Genomic DNA, 231 nt, shown 5'->3' on the forward strand with positions numbered 1-231 from the left:
GCGAGTGCGCAAGGCGGTCTACCGTCTGCTGACCGGCCAGGAGCCGCCAAAAAGCGACGTGCGTCTTAGTTCGACCACGGATCGTGTGCTGTTGACCAACACCGTGCCCTACAAACCGGTCGGCAACAAAGCCTACCCGCCCCAGGTCAAAGAGCCCTTGCGGCCCTATATCGCGCAACTGCTGGTCTGCCGCTGGCAGGGAACGCAGATCATTACAATGGGCACCGAGGC

At 61.9% G+C, this 231-nt stretch carries 1 pseudogene; it reads left to right on the top strand.

Features of this window, described 5'->3' with window-relative positions:
- Nucleotides 1–231: pseudogene (locus EOD29_RS35450) on the top strand (hypothetical protein); the annotation flags it as partial.

Source organism: Mesorhizobium sp. M1A.T.Ca.IN.004.03.1.1 (assembly GCF_003997555.1).
Classification (GTDB): domain Bacteria; phylum Pseudomonadota; class Alphaproteobacteria; order Rhizobiales; family Rhizobiaceae; genus Mesorhizobium.